The following is a 21,399-nucleotide window of genomic DNA, read 5'->3' as shown; positions in this document are numbered from 1 at the left end:
GCGCCGTGCGGTTTCATACCTCCGGGTGAGGCCGTGCTCCTCCCGGCCGGAGGGCCGCCGGGAATTCCCTAGGGTGATCACGAGGGCGGCGGGCAGCCGCCCGACTGGCGCGTCTCATGCCCGGGAGCTTGCATGGCGCAGCACCACCCCCCGTCCACGTCGGCATCGGCGTCACTCCGCCTGCGGCTCCGGTACCGGTTCGACAATCTGGTGGCGGGCGGAACCGCCGCGCTGATCGGCTGGTTCGCCCTGGCCTGCCTCGCCGTGGTGGTCCCGGCGAGCGCGGTCCTCGTCTGGTCCGATCCCTCGGCCCCGGCCACCCTCTCCGGACGGCTCGCGGCGGTGTGGGCCAGCGTCGGGCAGACCCTCAAGATCGGGGGCGCGCTCGGCTCGCCCGTACATGTGCTCGCCTCCGTCTCGCTCGCGCTGGTCGCCCTGCTCTTCGTGTCCACCCTGGTCAGTCTGATCACCACCGGCATCAACCGGCGGATCATGTCGCTGCGCCTCGGCCACTCGACCGTGCTGGAGACCGGGCACACCGTGGTCCTGGGCTGGTCCGACCAGGTCTTCCCGGTGGTCGGGGAGTTGGTGGCGGCCAACGCCAACCAGCGCCGGTCGGCCATCGCCGTCCTCGCCCCGAAGGACAAGGTGGAGATGGAGGACGAGATCGCCACCCGCTTCACCGACCGGGACCGCGGCAGGACGCGGATCATCTGCCGCAACGGCAGCACCACCGACCCCGCCGAACTGTGCCGGGTGAGCCCGCAGACGGCCCAGGCCGTGCTGGTCCTCCCCGCCGAGGGGGATGCCGGCGCCCCCGCCGGCGCGGACACCGCACACCCGGGCCGGGCCGGTGACCTGGGCAACGCGGGTGACGCCCAGGTGGTGAAGACCCTGCTCGCCCTCGGCGCAGCCGTCCCGGACACCTGCGGCGCGGTGGTGGTCGCCGCCGTCCGCGACGCCCGCAATCACCTGACCGCCAGGCTGGCCGCCGGACGGGGCGGGCACGTCCTGTGCGTGGACGACATCGTGGCCCGGCTCCTCGTCCAGACCGCCCGTCAGCCCGGCCTCTCCCTGGTGTACCAGGAGCTCCTGGATTTCGCGGGCGACGAGTTCTACTCCACCGGCGCGGAGGAGCTCGCGGGCCGTACCTTCGGCGAGGCCCTGCTGTCCTTCGCCACCTCCTCGGCGGTCGGCCTGCTGCACGCCGACGGCCGCGTCGCACTCAACCCGGAGCCGGGCACCCCGATCGCCGCGAGCGACCGGATCATCGTCATCTCCCGGGACGACGACACGGTCGTACGGGAGGACATGGCCGGCTGCGTGGACGAGACGGCGATCGTCCCGGCGGCCGGCCCCCGGACCCCGCTCGCCGAACGCCTGCTCCTGCTCGGCTGGAACCGCCGCGCTCCGCTGGTCGTGGCCCAGCTGGACCAGTACGTGGGCCCCGGAAGCATCCTGGACGTGGTCGCCCTCGACCCGGCCGCGACACCGCTCGGCGCAGGGGACCGTGCGGCATCACAGCTCCGGCACCTCGAAGTGTCCTTCCACAGCGGAGACATCACCGATCCGGAGGTGCTGGCCAAGCTGGACGTACCCGGGTACGACGGCGTGATCGTCATGGGCGAGCACACCGAGGAGTCCTCGACGGACGACCGGACGCTGGTCACTCTGCTCCACCTGCGGGCCATCGGGGAGACCGCGGACCGGGAACTCGCCCTCACCACCGAAATGTCAGACGACGGCAACCGCCTTCTCGCACCCGCCCGCGAAGGCGCCGACTTCATCGTCAGCGGCCGGCTGATCAGCCTCCTGATGACCCAGATCTCGGAAAGCCGCCACCTCGCCGACGTCTTCGAGGAACTCTTCCGCGCGGAGGGCAACGAGCTGTACCTGAAGCCGGCCGCGGACTACGTCCGGACCGGCGTCGACCTCACCTTCGCCACCGCAGTCGAGGCGGCCCGCCGCCGCGGTGCCTGCGCGGTCGGCTACCGCCTGGGCGCCCGGGCCTGCATCGGCCCCGACTACGGCGTACGGATCAACCCGGACAAGCGGCAGCGGGTACGCTTCACCGAGGGTGACTCACTGATCGTCCTCGCCGAGGACTGAGGAAAAGGCCTGGCAGAGCGGAGTGGGGGTGGCCTAGGCTCCCCCACGATGACGACTCACTCCACGAACAGATCGGGGGTCCCGTCCGCGCAAGGTGAGTGCTGATGCTCACTCAGACCGCGAACGGCGCATCCCTTTCCTCCTTTCCTTCCTTCTGGCTGCGCGTGCGCCAATACGCCGTGCCGCCGCCCATGATCGAGACTGCGACCGCCCGCCGTGCCACCGGGGACTGGGCGGGGGCCTGTGCCGCCGCAGCCATCGATGTCGACCTCGACCTTCGTTCCGTGGCCCGTACCCACGGCCGGGAACTGGCCGACCGGGTCCGGTCCGACCTCCGCCATCTGGCGCCCGACCTGCTGCGCTGGCACATGCCGAGGATCGCTCCCGACGGGCTGCTGCGCCCGGGACTGACCGTGGCGCTGGCCCGGTACGAGACGGCGGGGTGCAGGGGCGTGCGCCCGGTGCACCTGGTGGTCCGGACGCCGCCGGCGTGGGCGGATGCCGGTCAGCGGATCAGCCTCGCCCTGTGGGACGGTTCCCACTCCCTGGCCCGCGCCCACCCTCACCCGCATCCCCATCCTCATCCCGACCGGCGGTTCCGCCTCGACCTGCACCGCCACCTGTGGGACGCGCGCCGGTCCGGGGAACTGGGGATCCGGGCCGGGGCGGATCGGCCGTCCGCAGCCGGACCGCCAGAGCCCGGACCGGTACCGCCGGAGCTGGGCTGTGCCGTCGACCGGTGGGCGGCCGAGGCGGGAATCCTGCTCCGCGCGGAGGGCCGTACCACCGGTGCCGTCACCGTACGGATCGGAGCCCGCAACCGTCTGCTGCTCGACCTGACCGGGGACAAGGCGCGGATCTCGGCCGCGCCCACGGGCGGCTCCGACGGTATGCGGCCGGTCCTGCCGGTGCTGCCCGACGCCGCGACCTGGGTGCTGCCCGACCTGGAACTGATCCGCACCGGTGCCATCGGTCCCGACCGGCTGCATCCGCTGGTCGCCTCGGCACTGGTACCGGATCACGTGCCGGCCGGGGCCGCGGACCGTACCCCGGACGGGCCCGGGCAGCCGCGCATGGTGGACTGCCGGGGCGCCCGGCACCGGATCGCCCTGGTCGACGGGGTACTGGCCGCACTGGACCACGATCCGGCCGAGATCCGTCGGGAGGAACTGCTGGCCGCCCTGTCCGGCACTCCCCTCCCCTGCCTCCGGCTGATCGACGAGGCGCACCGCCGGCCGGAGAACCTGGCCGACGTCCGAGAACGCCTGCGCCACGGTGACTCCTCCGGTGCACTGGCAGTCGTCGAGGGCTTGCTGGGCCCCGACGCCGTGCTGCGCAGCGGCGCGCTGCGGGACGAGCTGGAGGCCGCCGCGCGCCGGCGGATCACATACGGCCTGTTCCGCGCCGGCCTGTTCGGACCCGCTCCCGGCCGGCTGCTTCCGGGTCCGGTCCGTCCCCGTTGGCAGCATTCGCGCCCGCGCCACGCCATCGTGCGCTGATCTTCTCCTCTTCCCTCCGAACCCATAGGTGATCACTCATGCTTGCTCACACCACCTCCCAACTGGATGTGGCCGCCGCACTGTTGGCGCTGCTCCGCGACACCACCACCGAGCCGCGCCCCGACACCCAGCTCGAGGCCCTGACGCTGGCTGTGGCCGCCGACCTGCCCGTACTCCTGTGGGGTGAGCCGGGGATCGGCAAGACTGCGGCGCTGACCCAGCTCGCCTCCTCCCTGGACCTGCCCCTGACCACCGTGGTCGCCAGCGTGCACGAGCCGTCCGATTTCTCCGGCCTGCCCATCGTCGGGGACGATCCGGCCGAGCAGGGTGTGCCGATGGCCCCGCCGGACTGGGCCGTGCGGCTGGTTCGGGCCGGCCGCGGACTGCTGTTCCTGGACGAACTGTCCACCGCTGCCCCGGCCGTTCAGGCCGCCCTGCTCCGCCTCGTACTCGAACGGCGGATCGGCGCTCTTCAACTGCCGCCCGGGGTCCGGATCGTGGCCGCCGCCAATCCGCGGGCCTCGGCGGCGGACGGCTGGGAGCTGAGCCCGCCCCTGGCCAACCGGTTCGTCCACCTTCAATGGGCCCACGACCACGAGGTCGTGGTCCGCGGCCTCGGTGGGACCTGGCCGCGGGCCACCCTCCCCCGGCTCGACCCTTCGAGGCTGCCGGAGGCCGTGGCCTTCGCCCGCCGGGCGGTGTGCGGACTGCTGTCCGCCCGCCCCGGGCTCGTCCACCGGCTGCCGGACGGCGAAGCCCGCCGGGGCGGCCCCTGGCCGTCGCCCCGGAGCTGGGAGACGACCCTGTGCCTGATCGCCTTCGCGACTGCGGCCGGCGCTTCCCGAGAGGTGCTGTCCATGCTGGTCAGAGGCACGGTCGGGGACGGGCCTGGGCTGGAGCTGCTGGCCGCCCTGGACCGGATGGACCTGCCGGACCCCGAGGTGCTCCTCGCCGACCCCGAGGGTGCCGTCCTGCCGGAGCGCGGGGACCTGCGGCAGGCCGCACTCGACGCCGTGGTCGCGGCGGTCGGTCAGCGGCCGGAGAAGTCCCGCTGGGATGCGGCCTGGGCGCTCCTGGCCCGGGCGCTGGAGACCGGCGCCCCGGACCTGCTGGTCGTCCCCGCGACCACCCTCGCCACGCTGCGCCGGGAGGACTGGGACGTGCCGGCTTCGATCGAACGGCTCGCCGGCGCGGTGTCCCTGTCCCGGCGCGCGGACCGGGCGGCGAACCGGACCGGGGCAGGGGCAGGGGCCGGCCGGTGATCCCCGGCCGACCGGAGGCCCGCGCCCTGGATCTCGACAAGCTCTACGCCGCCCGGCTGTACGCCGCCCGGGTCCGCCCGTACCTGGCGACGGCACTGTTCGCCCTGCACGTCGTGGAGTCACGGCGGGTCCCGACGATGGCCGTCGACCGGCACTGGCGGTGCTATGTCGCGCCGGCGTTCGTGGACCGGACCCCGGTGGAGGAGCTGGCCGGGGTATGGGTGCACGAGGTGTCGCACCTGCTGCGCGACCATCACGGCCGCAGCGACCGGGTCGCCCGCGAGCGCGGCCTCACCGGCCTCGGGGACCGGCTCCGGATGAACATCGCCGCCGACTGCGAGATCAACGACGACGTGTTCGGCGACGGGCTGGTCCGGCCCGAGGGCGCGATCCGGCCGGAGACCCTGGGCCTGCCTCCCGGGGAGCTCATGGAGGACTACCTGGGCCGGTTCGGGCTCGGGCCACAGACCCAGGACCTCGCCTGGCTGGACTGCGGCAGTGGCGCCGACGGTCTGGAACGCGAGTGGGACCTGGGCCCGGCCGGGGCGCACGGCCTCAGTGCGCAGGAACGGGACGCGATGCGGTTCCGGGTCGCCCAGGGCATCACCGGCCGGCCCGGGAACAGCCCGAAGGGGTGGCAGCGGTGGGCCGAGGAGGTGTTCCACCCACCCCAGCCGTGGCGGGAGTTGCTGGGCGCGGCGGTCCGTTCGGCCGCCTCCGGCCCCGGTGTGGGCGAGGACTACACCTACGGCCGCCCCTCGCGGCGCTCGGCGGGGGTGCCCGGCGCCGTACTGCCGAGCCTGCGACGCAGACCGCCCCGGGTGTCCGTGGTCATCGACACCTCCGGGTCGGTCAGCGACACCGAACTGGGCAGCGCGCTCCACGAGGTAGCCGAGATTTCCCGGGCCGTCGGAGGCCGCCGTGACCTGGTCACCGTACTGCCGTGCGACACGGCCGCCCACCTGGTGCACCGGCTGTGCCGGGCCGAGGGAATCCCGCTGCTGGGCGGTGGGGGTACGGACCTGCGCGCGGGCTTCGCCCGGGCGCTCCGCACACGGCCCCGGCCGGATGTGATGGTGGTGCTGACCGACGGGCAGACCCGCTGGCCGGACACCCGGCCGCCGTGCCGGACGGTGGTGGGGCTGTTCCCCCGGCAGCACGGGTCGTACGACGAGGACGACCCCGGCTACGTCCCGGACGCCCCGCCCGCGTGGGCCCGGGTGGTGTCCATCGGCTAAGGGAGCCGGGGTTTCACAGGGGTTCGGCGTCCAGGAAGGCCGAGAGGTCGGGTTCCGGGACGGTGGTCGGGGAGCCGGGGCCGGGGAGGGCCTGTTCTGCCCAGATGACCTTGCCGAACGGCGTGTAGCGGGTGCCCCAGTGTTCGCTGAGCTGCGCCACCAGGTAGAGTCCGCGCCCGCCCTCGTCCGTGCTGGCGGCGTACCGCAGGTGCGGGGCGATGCTGCTGCCGTCCCATACCTCGCAGGTCAGGGCGTGGTCGTACAGCATCCGGACCAGGACCGGGGCGGTGCCGTGCCGCAGGGCGTTGGTGATCAGTTCGCTGAGGATCAGTTCCGTGGCGAAGCCGAGCTCCTCGAGGCCCCACCCGTCGAGTTTTTTCGCCGCGGCGTTGCGGATGGCGCCGACCGCGTCCGGCTGGAACGGCACCTCCCACTGGGCGACCCGGTCCGGGCCGAGGGTGCGGGTCCGGGCGATGAGCAGGGCCACGTCGTCGGCCGGCCGGGCCGGCAGGACGGCCTCGAGTACGGCCGTGCAGCTGTCGCGCGGGTCCAGGCCGGGCCGGCTCAGTGCGGTGCGCAGCAGTTCCAGTCCCTCGCTGATGTCCCGGGTCCGCTCCTCGACCAGTCCGTCCGTGTACAGGACGAGCTGGCTGCCCTCCTCCAGGTACAGCTCCGCGGTTTCGAAGGGCATGCCGCCGAGTCCGAGCGGGGGTCCGGCCGGCAGTTCCACGATCTCCGTCGTGCCGTCGGGGGCGACCACCAGCGGCGGCATATGGCCGGCCCGGGCCAGGGTGCAGTGCTGGGACACCGGGTCGTAGACGGCGTAGAGGCAGGTCGCGCCGATGACGCCGCTGCTGTCCTGGTCGTCGCCGTCCCCGACCTGGTCGTGGTCGCGGTCGCGGTCGATGCGCTGGACGAGGTCGTCCAGGCGGGCGAGGATCTCGTCGGGGGGCAGGTCGAGGGAGGAGAAGTTGTGCACCGCCGTCCGCAGCCGCCCCATGGTGGCGGCGGCGTGCAGGCCGTGGCCGACGACGTCGCCGACGACCAGCGCGACCCGGCTGCCCGGCAGCGGGATCACGTCGAACCAGTCGCCGCCCACCCCTGACTGGGCGGGCAGGTAGAAGTGCGCCACGTCCATGGCGCTCTGCTCGGGCAGGGCGCGCGGCAGCAGACTGCGCTGGAGGGTTTCGGCGAGTGCGTGTTCCCGGGTGTAGCGGCGCGCATTGTCCATGCTGACCGCCGCCCTGGCGACGAGTTCCTCGGCGAGCGACAGCTCGTCCTCGTCGAAGGGCTCCGGTTTCTCCGAGCGCCAGAAGTTGACCACTCCGAGGACCACGCCCCGGGCCTTGAGGGGGGCTGCGATGAGGGAGTGGATGCCGTAGTCGACGATGGCCCGGGCGCGGGGCGGGTCCTGGGCGACCCAGCCCGGTGCGTCGGACAGATCGGGTACCAGTTCCGCCTGGCCGGTGCCGTAGCCGCGGGCCTGGGGGGTGGAGGGCAGGAAGTCGATCAGCCGGCCGAGGGGGTAGAGGGGGTGGTCGGAGCGGATGCCGTTCACCGCGGTGCGACGCATGTCGGCGCCGGGGCCGGGTTCGTCGCCGCCGAGCACCGGATCGGCCAGGTCGACGGTGACGAAGTCGGCGAACCGGGGTACGGCCACGGCGGCGAGCTCCTCGGCGGTCCGGACCACGTCGAGGGTGGTGCCGACGTCCCCGCCCGCGTCGTACAGCAGTTTGAGCCGTCTGCGGGCGGTCTCCGCCCGGCTGGTCAGGATCTGCATCTCGGTGGAGTCGCGGATGGTGACCGCGGTGCCCTCGGGGCGGCCCCGGGGGTGGGTGGGCCGCTGGTTGACCACGAGGAGCCGGTCGCCGGTCTCGACCACCTCGTCGGTGGCCTCCCGGCCGGACAGCAGGAGGTCCGCCATCCGCCGGTCCAGGCCCGGTAGGTCCGCGATATTGCGGCCGTCGGTCTCCTCGGGGAGCCCGAGCAGCCGTTTGGCCTCGTCGTTCGCGAGCAGCAGCCGTCCCTCGCCGTCGGTGATCACCACCCCTTCGCGGACGGCGTGGAGCACCGCGTTGTGGTGCTCGTACATCCGGGTCATCTCCTGGGTGCCGAGCCCGTGGGTCTGCCGGCGCAGCCGTCTGCTGATCAGCGCGGTGCCGACGGTGGCCAGGCCGAGGCCGGTCGCGATGGCCAGCAGGATGACGGGGAGCTGGCGTTCGAGGACACCCGAGACGTTCTCCACGGTCAGGCCGGCCGACACCAGGGCGACGACCTCGCCGTCGTCCGCGGTGACCGGCACCACCGCCTGGATCTCCTTGCCGAGCGGCCCCTCCACGCTCTCGGTGTGGACCTTCCCGGCCAGGGAGGGCTCGATCGTGCCGACGAAGGGTTTTCCGATGCGGTCGGGCTGGGGGTGGGTGTAGCGGATGCCCTGGGTGTCCATCGCCACGATGAAGTCCACCCCGGCGGCCTTGCGGGTCTCTTCGGCGAGGGGTTGCAGGACCGCGGACGGGTCGGAGGTCTTCAGTGCGTCCTGCAGGCCGAGGGAGTGGGCGAAGGTCTCGGCGACGGCCACCGACCGGTTGCGCGCCTCGCGGTCGGCGTCGTGCCGCGACTGGAGCAGCAGGGCCAGCAGCGCTCCGGCGGCGAGCAACACCACGATCGCCACCTGGAGGACGAATACCTGGCCGGCGACGCTCCTGAACCTGATGCCTAGAGGTGACCGCACCGGCGGGCCCGGCACGGGTGGCGAGGAAGGGTCACGAACCCAGTTGTAGCACCTCCGGGCCGCCGTGGCTCCCGACGGGCGCACAGCGCGTCCCACCGGTCACACGCCGTCTCCCCGGCCCCTCCCGGCGCTCCGGCCCGGCCGCGAGTGCTACGGCCGGGACGGCGGGATTCCCCCGGGTGGACGATCATATGAACAAGGCGGCCCAGGGCGGTCAGCCGCCGTTAACGCGGTGCTCGCCGGACCTCCCTACCCTCCCTCTGTCCGTCACCCGACGTGACCGCCGTCCGACCGAGGGGAATCCCGGTGACACTCACCGTTTCCGTCCGCGCCGCCGCCCTGCCCGCCGCCGTCCTGGCCGCTCTGGCCGTGCCGGCCGCCGCCCCGGCCCACGCGGCGTCCGCGCCCACGTCCGTGTCTGCCTCCGCGTCCGCCGCCCCGTCCGTCTCCGCGTCCGCCTCCGTCTCGGTCACCGCGACCGTGGAGACCGCCCCGGTCTCGCACAGCGGGGATGCCGCCGACGACCCGGCGATCTGGGTGCACCCGACCGACCCCGCGAAGTCCGTGGTGGTCGGCACCGACAAGAAGGGGGCGCTGGAGGTCTACGACCTGTCCGGCGCCCGGATCCAGCGGATCAGCGGGGACCACGGCAACAACGTCGACCTGCGCGGCAACATCGTCGTCTCGGCGGACGACGAGGCCGCCGGCGGCAACGGAGCCATGCACGTCTACCGCATCGACCCCGCGACCCGGCAGCTCAAGCGGCTGAAGGACATCCCCACCGAGGTCACCGCCCACGGCATCTGCCTCTACACCTCCCCGGTCTCGGGGAAGCTGTACGCCTTCCCGAACTCCACCTCCGGCCGCGTCGAGCAGTGGGAGCTGGCGGTCAGCGGCGATTCCGTGACCGCCACCTCGGTCCGGCTGTGGGACACCGGCTCGGCCGTCGAGGGCTGCTACGCCGACGAGACCTCCGGCAGGCTCTACCTCGGAGAAGAGGACGCCGGCGTGTGGGTGTACGGGGCCGAGCCGGGCGCGGGTACCGGCCGCACCCGGCTCGACTCCACCGGCTCCGGCGGGCACCTCACCGCCGACACCGAGGGCATCACCGCCGCCGGGAACCGGATCTACGTCTCCTCCCAGGGCAGCGACGACTTCACCGTCTACGACCGCGCCTCGGGCGCCTACCTCGGCCGGTTCTCGGTCGCCAACGGCACCGCGGCCGACGACTGCGAGGACACCGACGGCATCGACGCCACCGCCGCGGGCCTCGGCCCGGCCTTCCCGAACGGCGTGTTCGTCTGCCAGGACGGCTCCAACGGAGCCCCCGGCACCAGCGGCAACCAGAACTTCAAGTTGGTCCCGCTCCAGCGCATCACGGCCCGGTTCGGCGGCTGACGGCCGGAGCCGCCAGGGGCTCGGGACGGGCGGCGGGCGCGGCCCCGGCCGGCTGCGCCTCGTCCTCGTCCGCGGCCCGGTCCCGGGCCAGGTCGCGGCCCCGGGTCTCCCGGGCCGCCCAGACCGTGAGCACCGTGATCCCCGCCGTGAAGGCGAGGTAGACGGAGACGGGGGTCGGGGAACCGTAGTCCTTGAGGAGCTCCACCGCGATGATCGGGGCGAGCGCACCGCCGACGATGGAGGCGAGCTGGGAGCCCATGGAGGCGCCCGAGTAGCGGACCTTGGTGTCGAACATCTCGGAGATGAAGGCCGCCTGCGGCCCGTACATGGCCCCGTGCAGCAGCAGTCCGACGGTGACCGCGAGGGCGATGACCGGGAACGACTTCGAGTCCAGGAGGGCGAAGAAGACGAAGGCCCAGCCGGTCATGCCGACCGCCCCGATGAGCGTCACCGGCCGCCGCCCGATCCGGTCGGAGAGGGCACCCCACATCGGGATGGTGACGAAGTGGACGGCGGAGCCGATGAGCACGGCGTTCAGTGCGGTGCTCTTGGGCAGTTCCAGGTGCACGGTGACATAGACGAGCAGGAAGGCGGTGAGGATGTAGTAGGAGACGTTCTCGCCGAGCCGGGTGCCGATCGCCGTCAGGACCTGGCGCCAGCCGGTCCGGAAGACCTCCACCACCGGGGGCTTCTCCCTGACCCCTGCCTCCGCCGCCTCGGCCGCCTTGCGCTGGGCCTCGAGGAAGACCGGGGATTCGGAGACGGAGATACGGATCCACAGGCCGATGACCACCAGCAGGCCGGACAGCAGGAAGGGGATCCGCCAGCCCCAGGCGAGGAAGGCCTCATCCGACTGGACGGCGGCGAGGAGCGCCAGGACACCGGTGGCCAGGAGGTTTCCGCCGGGCGCGCCGGCCTGGGGCCAGGAGGCCCAGAACCCGCGGCGCTTGTCGCCGCCGTGCTCGGAGACCAGCAGGACGGCGCCGCCCCATTCACCGCCGAGGGCGAATCCCTGGATCAGGCGGAGCAGGGTGAGCAGGATGGGGGCGCCGACGCCGATGGAGGCGTGGGTGGGCAGCAGGCCCATGGCGAAGGTGGCGCCGCCCATCAGGACGAGGCTGAGCACCAGGAGCTTCTTGCGGCCGATCTTGTCCCCGTAGTGGCCGAAGACGATGCCGCCGAGCGGGCGGGCGGCGAAGCCGACGGCGTACGTGAGGAAGGCGAGCAGGGTGCCCACGAGCGGGTCGCTGGACGGGAAGAACAGCTTGTTGAACACCAGGGCGGCGGCCGAACCGTAGAGGAAGAAGTCGTACCACTCGATGGTGGTGCCGATCAGACTGGCCGAGACGATGCGGCCGAGGCCGCCTCCGCCGGGCCGGGGGGCCGGCGGAGCGGACCGGGGGGTGCTGGCAGGCTTCATGGCGGGTACTCACCTGTTTCGTTGAGCAGAGCGGAAACGGGACGGGGAATGGGCACGGGACGGGGAAAGGGAGTTCAGTGGGCGCCCCAGCCGCCGTCGAGGGGGATGGAGGCTCCGGTGAGGTATCCGGTGTGCGGGCCGCACAGCCATACGGCTGCCGCGGCGACCTCCTCCGGCTCGATCAGCCGCTTGATCGCGGAGCGTTTGAGGAGGACGTCGGTGACCACGTCATCGGGCGCGATCCCGTGCGCCTCGGCCTGGGCGCCGATCTGGTGCTCGACCAGCGGGGTCCGGACATAGCCGGGGCTGATGCAGTTGCTGGTCACCCCGTGCGGGGCGCCCTCGACGGCCGCGACCTTGCTCAGCCCCTCCAGGGCGTGCTTGGCGGCCACATAGGCGGACTTGAAGGCGCTCGCCCGCAGACCGTGCACGCTGGAGACGTTCACCACGCGGCCCCAGCCCTGGGCGTACATGTGCGGCAGGCACTGCCGGAGCAGCAGGAACGGGGCGGTGACCATCACCCTCTGGATCAGCTCGAAGCGGTCCGGCGGGAAGTCCTCGATGGCGGCGACGTGTTGCAGTCCGGCGTTGTTGACCAGGATGTCCATGGCACCGGGGAGCCCGCGGACCGCCTCGGCATCGGCGAGGTCCACCGCATACGCCCGGCCTCCGGTCTCCCGGGCCGCCTCCTTCGCCGCCTCGGCATCGCGGTCGACCACGTGCACCAGGGCTCCGGCCTCGGCCAGGGCCCGCGCGCAGGCCCGGCCGATGCCGCTGCCGCCGCCGGTCACCATGGCGCTGCGCCCGGACAGGTCCACCGTGCCGGCGGGGGCCTTGAATTGGCTCGTCATGGCGGGAAACGCTAGAGACAGCCGGACGGACCGCCCATGGTGTGGAACCCCACAGTCCGGGCCGGAGGGGTGTGGGCCACCGCCATACGGGCGGGGCGGCGGCTCAGTCCAGGCCGCGGGCCCGCCGGAACCGGCCGAGGGCGTCGACCAGGTCCACCACCGGGTCCGGGTAGTCGAAGCGGGCCCGCTCGGGGCCGCTGATCCGCCACGGCCGGTGGACGTCCGGCGCGGGCAGTCCGGCGAGTTCGGGCACCCAGCGGTGCACATAGGCGCCCGTCGGGTCGTGCCGGCGGGCCTGGGCCGTCGGGTTGAGCACCCGGTTGGGCCGGGTGTCGGTCCCGGTGCCCGCGACCCACTGCCAGTTGAGCTGGTTGTCGGCGACGTCGCCGTCGACCAGCAGCTCCAGGAAGTGCGCTGCGCCGATCCGCCAGTCCACGTAGAGCGTCTTGGTCAGGAAGCTCGCCGTCAGCAGCCTGGCCCGGTTGTGCATCCAGCCCTCGTGGCGCAGCTGGCGCATGCCCGCGTCGATGACCGGGTAGCCCGTACGGCCTTCCTTCCAGGCCCGGATCTCCTCCGCCGCGTCCCGTTCGGTGCGCCACCGGTCGTGCCGGGGCCGGTAGTCCTCGGCCGCCGCCTCGGGGCGGGCGGCGAGCACCTGGTGGTGGAAGTCCCGCCAGCAGACCTGGCGTACGAAGGCCTCGGCGCCGGGACCGCCCGCCGCGCGGGCCCGCCGGACGGTCTCGACGGCCGAGACGGTGCCGAAGTGCAGGTGCGGGGAGAGCCGGGAGGTGGCATCGCCGGCCAGGTCGTCGTGGCTCTGCTCGTACGCCCCGAGGCCCCGGCGCAGCCAGCGGGTCAGCAGGGCCCGGCCCTCGGCCTCACCGCCGCGGGCCAGGCCCGGCGAGACTCCGCCGACGGCGCCGCGGGCGGGCAGGGCCTCGGAGGCGAGGTCTTCGGGCACCGGGACGCTGCGCGGTGCGCCCAGGACCGGCCGGGGCGGCAGCGCGTTCCAGCGGCGGAAGTACGGGGTGAACACGGCGAAGTGGTCCGAGCCGGCCGGGACCGCCGCGCCGGGGGCGACGGCGGTGACGACCGCGTCGTGCACGGACAGCCGCCGGCCCTCCCCCGCCAGCGCCTCCCGCAGCCGGGCCTCGCGGGCCTGGGCGTAGCCGCTCACTCCGGCGGCCAGGTGGACCTCGGTGGCGCCGGTCTCCCGGGCGACCGCGCACACCTGCGCGACCGGGTCCCCGGACCGCAGGACCAGCCGGCCGCCGCGGGCGCGCAGCCCGGCGTCGAGGCCGGCCAGGCAGTCGGCGAGGAAGGCCAGCCGGTTGGGGGCCGCGAACCCGGCCGCCTCGATGCGGTGGTCGCGTACGAACAGGGGCACCACCCGGTCCGCCGAGGCGAGGGCCGCGCGCAGCGGCGGGTGGTCGTGCACCCGCAGGTCGGAGGTGTAGAGGACGAGGGCGACGGTCATGGGTCCCTGGGCATGCTCAGGCTTCGGCCTTCGGCTTCGGCTCCGGGTCGAGGCGTTCGGCGGCGCGGGTGATGTTGCGGGCCATACCGCCGAAGATCACGGCGTGGAAGGGGGACACGCTCCACCAGTAGAGGTGTCCGAGCAGTCCGTGCGGATGGAACAGGGCCCGCTGCCGGTAGCAGGAGCCGGGCCCGTCGTCCCCCGCGGCCGGGTCGGCGTACATCTCCAGCCATGCCAGTCCGGGCAGCCGCATCTCGGCGCGCAGCCGGAGCAGGCGGCCCGGTTCGATCTCCTCGACCCGCCAGAAGTCCAGCGAGTCGCCCACCCGCAGCCGGGCCGCGTCGCGCCGGCCGCGCCGGATGCCGGCACCGCCGGCGAGCCGGTCGAGCCAGCCGCGTACCGCCCAGGCGAGCGGGGCGGAGTACCAGCCGTTGTCGCCGCCGACCCCCTCGATGATCTGCCACAGTGCGTGCGGGGAGGCGTCGGTGGCGCGGCTGCGGTGGTCGGTGTAGAGGCTGCCGCCCGCCCAGTCCGGGTCGGTGGGCAGCGGATCGCTGGGCGCGCCGGGCAGGGAGGCGTTGGACCAGCGGGTGGTCACCTTGGCCTCGCGGACCCGCCGCAGGGCCAGGGCGAGGGCCCGGTCGAAGGGGACGGGGGCGCCGGGCGGGTCCGGGACGTACCGGGCGATGTCGTGCTCGTCGCACACCACCTCGTGGCGCAGGGACTCGGCCAGTGGCCGGGCCAGGCCGCTCGGTACCGGGGTGACCAGGCCGATCCACTGGCTGGACAGCCACGGGGTGAGCATCGGCACGCGCAGGATCAGCCGGTGGGGCAGGCCGGCGACGACGGCGTACCGGCGCATCATCTCCTCGTACGTGAGGACGTCCGGCCCGCCGATGTCGAAGGCCCGGTTCACCTCGGCGGGCATGCCGGCGCTGCCGACGAGGTAGCGCAGGACGTCGCGGACGGCGATCGGCTGGACCCGGCTGCCCACCCAGCTGGGGGTGACCATGACCGGGAGGCGTTCGGTCAGGTAGCGCAGCATCTCGAAGGAGGCGGAGCCGGAGCCGATGACGACCGCGGCGCGCAGCACCGTCGCCGGGACCTCGCCGCGGAGGAAGATCTGGCCGACTTCGGCGCGGGAGCGCAGGTGCGGGGAGAGCCGGCGGACCGGCACGCCGGCCGGGACGAGCCCGCCGAGGTACACGATGCGGCGGACGCCCGCGGCGCGGGCCTGTTCGGCGAAGATGCGGGCGGCTGCGCGGTCGCGTTCCTCGAAATCGGATCCGGTGGTGAGGGAGTGCACCAGGTAGTAGGCGACGTCCACGCCGCGCAGGGCGGCCCGGGTCGATTCGGCGTCGGTCACGTCTCCGCGGACGACCTCGGCCCGGCCGGCCCAGTCGTGGTCGCGGAGCCGTTCGGGGGACCGGGCGAGGCAGCGGACCCGGTGGCCGGCGTCCAGCAATTCGGGCACCAGGCGGCCCCCGATGTAGCCGCTCGCGCCGGTGACCAGGCAGAGCAGCGGGCCGGAGGACGGGTGCCGGGGGGTGTGCGCGGTGATCTGTGTCCTCCGTGTTCCACGCGGGCGGGTTCCTCCAGTCTGCCGGTCCGGGTCCGGCAGCCGTGGACGCGGCGGCAGCGTGTCGGCGGGCGGTCGGGCCGGCGGTCGCGGCGGGCGGTCCGGCCGGCGGTCCCGGCGGGCGGTCGCGGCGGCGTGTCCTGGCGGGCGTCAACCCGGCGGTTCCGCCGTCATCCCCCCGGTCGGGCCGGATCTTGCCGTGCAGTACGGGGGTTCGGGTGCGGGGACGGGTTCGGAGCCGCGTCGTGTGGATCACGTTCGGTGTCACCATGCCTGCGCACCCAGCGGTCGAGGCGGCGGCGAAGCCGTGGCACAGGACGAGAGGTCGGACAGTGACACCTCAGGTGGTCGACACAGCGGATCGGCGTCTCCCCGTACGGCGGCAGCCGAAAGGCACCGCCGACGGCCCTCCCCCGGCCGGGCCGGCCGCGGACCGGGGCACCGATCCCGAACTCCTCATCGCCGCCTCGGTGCTGCTGGCGGACGCGGCCCTCACGGCGAAGCAGGCGGGCGCGGAACTGACCGGCGCCCTGAGCAGCTGGCGGTTCGGGCTGGAGGCGCTGCGGCGTCCCGTCTGGGCCTTCGGCGCGGCGGCGGCCTGCGCCCGGGCGCTGACCAACCCGGCGGGACTCGGGTTCGGGGCGAACGGCGGGATCGTCGGCGAACTGGCCCGGATGGCAGGGAATCTGACCTACCGCCGGCCCGCCAAGGTGGCCATGGCCGTGGACGCCTTCGCCCTGCGGATCAGGGCGGCTGCGGCCGACCACCCGAACCTGGAGACCGCGGCGGCCCGGCGCCTCACGGACGCCATGGTGGCCGGGGACCGGACGGAGGCGCTGCGGGCGCTGTACGGGCTGGTCGAGCAGCTGGGGGTGACCCGGGCCCTGACCACCCTCAGCCCCGTGATCATGGAGCTGCTGGCGCTGGCGGGGCTGCTCGACGAGAACCCGGTCAACGACGACTTCTCCTGGGTGACGCTGGCCGGCGGGGTCCCGGCCACGGATCCGTTCCTCGGCCTGCCGAGTTCGCTGCTCGGCATCCTCAACCCCGGGCCGGGACGGGCCGAGCGGACCGAGCCGGACTCCATCCTGGCGAGGCGCCTGGCGACCTCCGGCAACGACCTCGTGAGCTACATCAACGACATCGGGGCCCTGGGCAACCACGGCCTGGTGCTGCTGCGCCGGATCGAGTGCACCGACGGCGCCGTCCGGTACGTGCTGCTGCTGCCCGGGACCAGCTTCGGAGGGCTCCGCAACAGCACCCCGCAGGACCTGGTGGGCGCCTTCGACGGGCTGCTGCGCACCGACACCACGTACACCCGGGCGGCGAAGAAGCTGCTGCAGCGGGCCGGGGTGCCCGAGGGTGCGGAGGTCATGTTCGTCGGCCACAGCCTGGGCGGGCTGACCGCGATGAACCTGGCGACGGACCTGGACGTGGCCTCGGTGTACCGGGTCACCCATGTGATCACGCTGGGCTCCCCGATCGACGGGAAGCGGCCCGCCGACCACACCACCCAGGTGATCAGTCTGGTCAACAAGCACGATGTGATCCCGACCCTGGACGGCCGCGGACCGGCCTCGCCCCACGACACCCCCGGCAACTGGGTCGAACTGGACTGGCTGGACGAGACGTACGACTACCCGCTGTCGCACGCCCCCCAGGCGTACTCCGACTCGCTGCGCGGGGAGCTGTCGCACTACCGGGACCAGGTCAACAAGCTCATCACGGCCTACGACGGCAAGGTCGTCGGCAACCAGCCGTACATGCTGCGCGACAAGTGACCACGAGGGAGACCGACCGATGACCACTGTGGACAACGAGGCCGACACGGCTGCGCGGCGGCCCGCGACGGCCTGGCCCCTGGAGAACGCCGTGTTCAGCGCGGCCATGGTCGCGCAGCGGCTGCCGTGGGTGGCGGCCCCGGCCCGGGCGCTGGGGCTGGGCCTGGAACTCGGGCCGGACGCGCTGTCCGGGGCGGGGGTGACGCGGCTGCTGCCGGCGTACCTGCGGCGGACCGGGTCCGGGCAACCGGTGCAGGTGCGCACGCCGTTCGGCACCTTCCTGGTGCCCTCCGGAGGAGCCGGTGAAGCGGAGGACCTGCTGGTCCGGGCCGAGGAGGCGGGCGCGCTGGGGCCCGCGGTGGGCCTGACGGCCGGCGGACGGCGGTACGGGCTGTCGCCGCACGCGACGGCGGCCTGTGAGCCGGCGGTCCCGGTGGCGGAGCTGGCCGCACCGGTGGCCGAGGAGGTGGGCCGGCTGCTCATGGCCCGGCGCGGGGACGGCACGCTGGAGTGGGACGACTGGTACGGCCGCATGCTGCGGCTGAGCCGGCGCGTGGTGGTGGCCGCGGCGGCGGCCGAGGACACTCTGCTCAGCGAGGTCCTCGCGGCGACGACGGCCGCCGCGGGCACCCGGACGTACGCGTCCCGGGCCGCAGCCCTGCGGCGACGACTCGCGCTGTACCCGGCGGACGGGGACCCCGCGGCACCGGAAGCCGGGGCGCCGGGAGCCGCAGTCCGGGACACCGGGGCGCCGGGAGCCGCGGTGCCGGAGGCTCGGAGCCCGGAGGACGCGGGCCCGGAGGACCGTGTCCCGGGTGTCGCGCACCTGCTCGCCCTGGTGTCCGAGGCCGCCGCGGGCACCTCGCTCCAGGCCCTGGCGCTGCTCGCCGTGGGGGCCGCGGCCACCCCGGAGGAGGCCGTGGCCGAGGCACTGCGCCGGTTCCCCCCGGTGACCGCCGCCGTGTACCCGGTACTGACGTCGTTCACCTGGCGGGACCTCGCCGTCGAGTCCGGGACGGAGATCCTCTTCGCCCCCGGTGCGGACGCCGGCGTTCCGTCCGGCCCGGCCGGTCTGTGCGAGGCCCGGTCCGGCTGCGCGGCGACCGGGTTCGCGGCGCGGGTCGCCGAGGAGATCGTGAGCGCGGTCGCGGCGGCGGCCCGCCCGGTGGTGATCTCCCCGGAGCTCGGTGCGGACCGGCTGCCGGCCGCACTCGATCCGCGGACCCTGCTCGTGGCCCTCCTCCCCCTCGGGGACCTCTCCGACCTGCTCCCGGTGCACGGCAGCGCACCCGCGGCGTACGGATCGCTGGCGCGGGCCAGTTCGGCCCGGCTGGACCGGCACGCGGAGAGCCTCGCGGCCTGTGCCGGCCACAACGGCTGGAACGCGGACGAGTCCGGCGAGCGGTTCCGGATGATCCTGCTGGGTCACGCCGCGCGGTGCGCCGAGGCCGCCGACGACGTACGGCGGGCCGCTCAGCGGCTCGCGGACTGAGGTCGGCGTGCCCAGGGTGCAACCACCGGGCCCCGGCCGGGCCGCGGTCCTGGCGGGGCTCGGCGCCTATGTGCCGCCGCGCGTCCTCACCAACGAGGAGCTGTGCGGGCACCGGCCCATCGGCGACGAGTGGATCCGCGAGCGGATCGGGGTGGCCCGGCGGCGGATCGCCGACGGGGAGGCCACGGTCGATCTGGCCGTCCGGGCCGGCCGGCGGGCGCTGGCGGCGGCCGGGACCGCCTCGGCCGATGCGGTCCTGCTGGCCACCCTCTCCCCCGACCGGCTCTGTCCGGCCGGCGCCCCGGAGGTGGCGGCGCGACTGGGCTTCGGCCCGGTGGCGGCGTTCGACCTGGCCTCGGGGTGCAGCGGGTTCCTGTACGGGCTGGGCGTGGCCTCGTCGATGGTCGCCGCCAGTACCTTCGACAGCGTGCTGCTGGTCGCCTCGGACGTGTTCAGCGCCTTCCTCGACCCGGACGACTGGCTGATGCGGGCCATCTTCGGAGACGGAGCCGGAGCGGTGGTGCTGCGGGCCGGTGCGGTCGGCGAACCCGGCACGTTCGGGCCGTTCGACCTGGGCAGCGACGGGTCGCAGGCGGATCTGCTGGAGATCCCGGGCGGCGGTGCGCGGGCCCGCAAGCGGGCGCTCCAGGCTCCGGAGGAGGAGTTCTCGCCGTGGTTCCGGATGGACGGGCCGGCCGTGCGCAAGCAGGCGGTGGTGGGCATGTGCGATTCGGTGACCCGGGCCGTGGCACGGGCCGGGTGGCAGCTGGGCGAGCTGGACCTGCTGGTCGCCCACCAGGCGAACCAGCGGATCCTGGACGGTCTCACGGCCGAGCTGGGGCTGGCGCCCGGGCAGGTGCTGTCGCACATCGAGACGTACGGGAACGCGGCGGCGGCCTCGGTGGCGGTGCTGATGGCCCAGGCGGCTGCCGCCGGCACCCTGGCCCCGGGCCGGCGGGTGGCGCTGACCGCGTACGGCGCCGGGCTGGCCTGGGGCTCGACCACCCTGGTCTGGCCCGAGGTACGGGCGGTCACCGAGGACGACTGAGGACGGCTGAGCCGACCCCCGGAAGGGGGACCCGGAGGCCGGGTCCCCGTTCCGGGGTGGCCGGCCACCGGGCTTCGACGGCGAGCGGTACGAGAAGCGAGTGTTGCGGCCCGGATCAGCGGCGGGGGTAGACCAGGATGCTCTCCCCGCCGGCGGTCGACGTGCCGAAGACGGCGACGTCGGCTCCGATCGCGGTGGGCAGGAGAGTTCCCTCTGGCAGCGGGGACGCTTGGCCCGAGGAGAGGTCGACGCCTGCGGGCGACTGGGAGGTTTTGCCGTAGGCGGTGCCGTCCTTGTCCACCGTCGAGACGGTGATCGCCTTGCGGGTGTCTGTCTGCTCGAAGCAGTGGCCCTGCCCCGACTGGAGGTCGATCACCACGCGGCCGGCCAGCACATGGCGGCCATCACCCGACACCGTGGGGGTGAAGGCGGAGTCCCTCTCGTTCGCGCACGCGACGGAGGCGCGCACCATGCCCGTCTTTCCGTCGTGCACCGCATAGACGTTGGTCTGCGCCTTGCCCTCCTTGTCGGGCCAGGATGCCAGCGCGTCCCCGTTCGGCAGGCCGGAGGCCGTGACCGTGCGCCCGCCGTGCTCGGGCGCGGCACCGGCAGGCACCACGTCGCCGCTGAACCAGCCGCCGGTCCAGAAGGCGCCGTAGCCCTGGACCAGCGGGCCCGCGGGCGTCTGCCCGGCCACCGTCACCCGCCTGCTGTCGCAGGTGCCGGTGAGTTGCCGGCAGGGTTTGGGCGACTTCAGCGCGGGGTGGTTCCTGTCGTAGGTGGTGACCTGACCGGAGACCACATCGACGAGCGACACACCCTGGTCTGACGCCACGTTGACGATGCCCAGTTCCCGCTGCGCCGTGAAGCCGAGGGACGGCCCCGGGACGGTGATCTCCCGCAGGGGCTTCGCATCGTTGCCCGAGGAGGCGATGTCGTACACGGCGAGACGGGTGACCGGGCTCGCCGTGTTGACTCCGTCACCACCCTCGTTGCCGGTGACCGCGAGAACGGCGTACTCCTTGCCGCCTCCGCGTGTCAGCAACACCTTGGAGTCGACGGGCCGCCCGCTCTTGGGCTCTTCCGGACGGACCACCGGCTTGCTGCTCCAGCGCACCGTTCCGGTCTTCGCATCCCTGGCCACCACGCGCGCCGTCTTGCCACCTCGTTCGTGCCACCGCAGCAGAACCAGCCGGGCCTCGTCGGAGATCACAGGCCCGGACAACTCGTGTTCGTCGTCCTTGATCTCCCAGCCCTTCGTGTTGTCGAACGCCGCCGGCACAGGCTCCTTCGGTGCGCCCGCGGGTACCGCCCCCTGTTCCGCGCCTTGGGCAGCACCGCCCTTCGATCCGTCCGCCCCGTTGCCGGACGAACCGCTCCCGCACGCTGCCAGCGACAGCGTGGCGAACGCCGTCATCACACCCACAGCCACTCGGAACTTCTTCGACATCGCTTGCTCCCCCGAACACTCCTCAACGAACCTGAGAAACATACGGGATGATCAAACATCAGAT

The 21,399-nt window shown here is 73.8% G+C and carries 14 protein-coding genes; 8 read left to right on the top strand and 6 right to left on the bottom strand.

The window, feature by feature from the left end; translation table 11 throughout:
* Positions 1 to 132: 132 nt before the first annotated feature.
* The 4 genes from DEJ50_RS29520 to DEJ50_RS29505 all read left to right on the top strand — a co-directional run bounded on the left by DEJ50_RS29520 (position 133) and on the right by DEJ50_RS29505 (position 6,108).
* Complete coding sequence (locus DEJ50_RS29520; protein ID WP_150211113.1) at positions 133 to 2,109, top strand: CASTOR/POLLUX-related putative ion channel; 1,977 nt, start codon at positions 133 to 135, stop codon at positions 2,107 to 2,109.
* Positions 2,110 to 2,213: 104 nt separating this feature from the next.
* A complete protein-coding gene (locus DEJ50_RS29515; protein WP_150211112.1) occupies positions 2,214 to 3,608 on the top strand; it encodes a hypothetical protein in 1,395 nt (464 codons plus the stop codon).
* Between the two features lie 38 nt (positions 3,609 to 3,646).
* Positions 3,647 to 4,870 (top strand): AAA family ATPase, encoded by a 1,224-nt coding sequence (locus tag DEJ50_RS29510; protein WP_150211111.1) that lies wholly within the window; start codon positions 3,647 to 3,649, stop codon positions 4,868 to 4,870.
* Positions 4,870 to 6,108, top strand: a complete 1,239-nt coding sequence (locus DEJ50_RS29505; protein WP_150212433.1) for a DUF2201 family putative metallopeptidase — start codon at positions 4,870 to 4,872, stop codon at positions 6,106 to 6,108. The genes DEJ50_RS29510 and DEJ50_RS29505 overlap by 1 nt, the downstream gene beginning before the upstream one ends.
* A 13-nt stretch (positions 6,109 to 6,121) precedes the next feature.
* Here the strand turns inward: DEJ50_RS29505 and DEJ50_RS29500 are convergent, their stop codons facing one another.
* Positions 6,122 to 8,779: a SpoIIE family protein phosphatase/ATP-binding protein gene (locus tag DEJ50_RS29500; RefSeq protein ID WP_150211110.1), complete on the bottom strand. Its 2,658-nt coding sequence runs from the start codon at positions 8,777 to 8,779 to the stop codon at positions 6,122 to 6,124.
* A 366-nt stretch (positions 8,780 to 9,145) separates the two neighbouring features.
* On the opposite strand from DEJ50_RS29500, the gene DEJ50_RS29495 reads away from it, so the two are divergent.
* A complete protein-coding gene (locus DEJ50_RS29495; RefSeq protein WP_150211109.1) occupies positions 9,146 to 10,237 on the top strand; it encodes a phytase in 1,092 nt (363 codons plus the stop codon).
* Here DEJ50_RS29495 and DEJ50_RS29490 read toward each other — a convergent pair.
* The 4 genes from DEJ50_RS29490 to DEJ50_RS29475 form a co-directional block, all read right to left on the bottom strand.
* Positions 10,215 to 11,657, bottom strand: coding sequence for an MFS transporter (locus tag DEJ50_RS29490; protein ID WP_150211108.1), 1,443 nt, complete (start codon positions 11,655 to 11,657; stop codon positions 10,215 to 10,217). The two genes, DEJ50_RS29495 and DEJ50_RS29490, sit on opposite strands and share 23 nt — an antisense overlap.
* 74 nt (positions 11,658 to 11,731) lie before the next feature.
* Positions 11,732 to 12,508 carry a 3-hydroxybutyrate dehydrogenase gene (locus DEJ50_RS29485; RefSeq protein ID WP_150211107.1) on the bottom strand — a complete coding sequence of 259 codons (777 nt, stop codon included), beginning with the start codon at positions 12,506 to 12,508 and terminating at the stop codon, positions 11,732 to 11,734.
* Between the two features lie 103 nt (positions 12,509 to 12,611).
* Positions 12,612 to 13,985, bottom strand: coding sequence for a cryptochrome/photolyase family protein (locus DEJ50_RS29480; RefSeq protein WP_150211106.1), 1,374 nt, complete (start codon positions 13,983 to 13,985; stop codon positions 12,612 to 12,614).
* 16 nt (positions 13,986 to 14,001) lie between these two features.
* Positions 14,002 to 15,546, bottom strand: a complete 1,545-nt coding sequence (locus DEJ50_RS29475; protein WP_150211105.1) for an SDR family oxidoreductase — start codon at positions 15,544 to 15,546, stop codon at positions 14,002 to 14,004.
* 362 nt (positions 15,547 to 15,908) lie between these two features.
* On the opposite strand from DEJ50_RS29475, the gene DEJ50_RS29470 reads away from it, so the two are divergent.
* The 3 genes from DEJ50_RS29470 to DEJ50_RS29460 are packed head-to-tail and all read left to right on the top strand — an operon-like array spanning position 15,909 to position 19,885.
* Positions 15,909 to 17,345, top strand: a complete 1,437-nt coding sequence (locus tag DEJ50_RS29470) for a lipase family protein (protein WP_150211104.1) — start codon at positions 15,909 to 15,911, stop codon at positions 17,343 to 17,345.
* Between the two features lie 19 nt (positions 17,346 to 17,364).
* The gene (locus DEJ50_RS29465; RefSeq protein WP_150211103.1) at positions 17,365 to 18,837 is read left to right on the top strand and encodes a hypothetical protein; all 1,473 of its coding nucleotides are present in this window, start codon (positions 17,365 to 17,367) and stop codon (positions 18,835 to 18,837) included.
* A 7-nt stretch (positions 18,838 to 18,844) separates the two neighbouring features.
* Positions 18,845 to 19,885: a beta-ketoacyl-ACP synthase 3 gene (locus tag DEJ50_RS29460; RefSeq protein WP_223837953.1), complete on the top strand. Its 1,041-nt coding sequence runs from the start codon at positions 18,845 to 18,847 to the stop codon at positions 19,883 to 19,885.
* 115 nt (positions 19,886 to 20,000) lie between these two features.
* Here DEJ50_RS29460 and DEJ50_RS29455 read toward each other — a convergent pair whose 3' ends face one another.
* Positions 20,001 to 21,335: a hypothetical protein gene (locus DEJ50_RS29455; RefSeq protein WP_150211102.1), complete on the bottom strand. Its 1,335-nt coding sequence runs from the start codon at positions 21,333 to 21,335 to the stop codon at positions 20,001 to 20,003.
* Between the last annotated feature and the right edge of the window lie 64 nt (positions 21,336 to 21,399).

The organism is Streptomyces venezuelae (genome assembly GCF_008642295.1).
Taxonomy (GTDB): Bacteria; Actinomycetota; Actinomycetes; order Streptomycetales; family Streptomycetaceae; genus Streptomyces; species Streptomyces venezuelae_C.
Note: the sequence above shows the minus strand (reverse complement) of the source record. Positions and strands in the feature narration are given on the sequence as shown.

Bases quoted from the DNA above. Each gene is read 5' to 3' on its own strand.
- DEJ50_RS29510 (WP_150211111.1), top strand. From the start codon at position 3,647: ATGCTTGCTCACACCACCTCCCAACTGGATGTGGCCGCCGCACTGTTG.
- DEJ50_RS29455 (WP_150211102.1), bottom strand. From the start codon at position 21,335: ATGTCGAAGAAGTTCCGAGTGGCTGTGGGTGTGATGACGGCGTTCGCC.
- DEJ50_RS29485 (WP_150211107.1), bottom strand. From the start codon at position 12,508: ATGACGAGCCAATTCAAGGCCCCCGCCGGCACGGTGGACCTGTCCGGG.
- DEJ50_RS29465 (WP_150211103.1), top strand. From the start codon at position 17,365: ATGACCACTGTGGACAACGAGGCCGACACGGCTGCGCGGCGGCCCGCG.
- DEJ50_RS29490 (WP_150211108.1), bottom strand. From the start codon at position 11,657: ATGAAGCCTGCCAGCACCCCCCGGTCCGCTCCGCCGGCCCCCCGGCCC.
- DEJ50_RS29515 (WP_150211112.1), top strand. From the start codon at position 2,214: ATGCTCACTCAGACCGCGAACGGCGCATCCCTTTCCTCCTTTCCTTCC.
- DEJ50_RS29480 (WP_150211106.1), bottom strand. From the start codon at position 13,985: ATGACCGTCGCCCTCGTCCTCTACACCTCCGACCTGCGGGTGCACGAC.
- DEJ50_RS29520 (WP_150211113.1), top strand. From the start codon at position 133: ATGGCGCAGCACCACCCCCCGTCCACGTCGGCATCGGCGTCACTCCGC.